The organism is Pseudomonas sp. P5_A2_2, from assembly GCF_054177685.1.
Window position 1 is genome coordinate 1 of record NZ_JBGCUL010001153.1, and the last position, 1,306, is coordinate 1,306.

The window sequence follows — 1,306 nt, forward strand, 5'->3', positions numbered from 1 at the left end:
AGAGGGCGACGTGACCCTGTTCTTCGGTCTGTCCGGCACTGGTAAAACCACCCTGTCGGCCGACGAAAGCCGTTACCTGATCGGTGACGACGAGCACGGCTGGGGCGAAGGCGTGGTGTTCAACATCGAAGGCGGTTGCTATGCCAAGTGCATCGACCTGTCCGAGAAGAACGAGCCGGTTATCTGGAAAGCCATCAAGCACGGCGCGGTATTGGAAAACGTCGTTATCGACGACGCCAAGCACGCCGACTACGCCGATGTCAGCCTGACCCAGAACAGCCGTGCCGCCTACCCGCTGGAGCACGTTGCCAAGCGCTCCGAGAAGAACCTCGGTGGCGAGCCAAACGCTGTGATCTTCCTGACTTGCGACCTGACCGGCGTGCTGCCGCCAGTGTCGATCCTCAACGAAGAACAAGCGGCTTACCACTTCCTGTCCGGCTACACCGCGCTGGTCGGTTCGACCGAAATGGGCTCGGGCAGCGGCATCAAGTCGACTTTCTCCACCTGCTTCGGCGCACCGTTCTTCCCGCGTCCGGCCGGCGAATACGCTGAGCTGCTGATCAAGCGCATCCGCGGCTTCGGCTCCAAGGTCTATCTGGTCAACACCGGCTGGACCGGCGGTGGCTACGGCGTCGGCAAGCGCTTCAACATCCCGACCACCCGCGCCGTGATCGCAGCGATCCAGAGCGGCGCGCTGATCGGTGCCGAGACCGAGCACCTGGACACCATCAACCTCGACGTGCCAGTGGCCGTACCGGGCGTTGAGACTGGCCTGCTGAACCCACGCAACACCTGGGCTGACAAAGCCGCCTACGACGAAGCCGCCAAAGCACTGGCCGGCCTGTTCATCGAGAACTTCAAGAAGTTCGAAGTGAGCGACGCGATCAAGGCTGCTGGTCCAAAGCTGTAAGTGTTGGATTGAGCTAACGAAGAAGCCGCCCCTCGGGGCGGCTTTTTTGTGCGCAAAATTCAGTTTTTCGCGGGCAAGTCAGAATGCGTCGGGCCGTTACAGGCCCTCGAGCTCATCCGTGTCCCAGCGTTGGGCCTTGATGGCCCGGTAGAGCATGCTGATGGTCAAAGGCACCTTCTCGCCGCGACCCTTGGCTTTTCGCTTTAGATTCACGTCAAAGCCGTCGGGCTGGAAATAGCGATAGCTGTCGAAATCTACGAAATCGATGGCGAAGTGGTCTTCCAGGGTTTCGATCAAATGCCGGGCGTCTGTACCGTTGCAGCCCAGGTCGAAGTTGATCGAGGTGGCGAGGCTGATGGTTTTGCGTTCGGGGAAGCCGAGTTCTTCATGCAGCAG

General features: G+C 60.3%; 2 protein-coding genes. One reads left to right on the forward strand and one right to left on the reverse strand.

Annotation, left to right across the window (positions count from 1 at the left end; all coding sequences use genetic code 11):
* A partial coding sequence (locus ACXRVY_RS29635) for a phosphoenolpyruvate carboxykinase (ATP) (RefSeq protein ID WP_458239037.1) occupies window positions 1-910 on the forward strand: 910 nt, incomplete at its 5' end.
* A gap of 96 nt (window positions 911-1,006) precedes the next feature.
* Here the strand turns inward: ACXRVY_RS29635 and ACXRVY_RS29640 are convergent.
* A partial coding sequence (locus tag ACXRVY_RS29640) for a DUF1493 family protein (protein ID WP_458239038.1) occupies window positions 1,007-1,306 on the reverse strand: 300 nt, incomplete at its 5' end.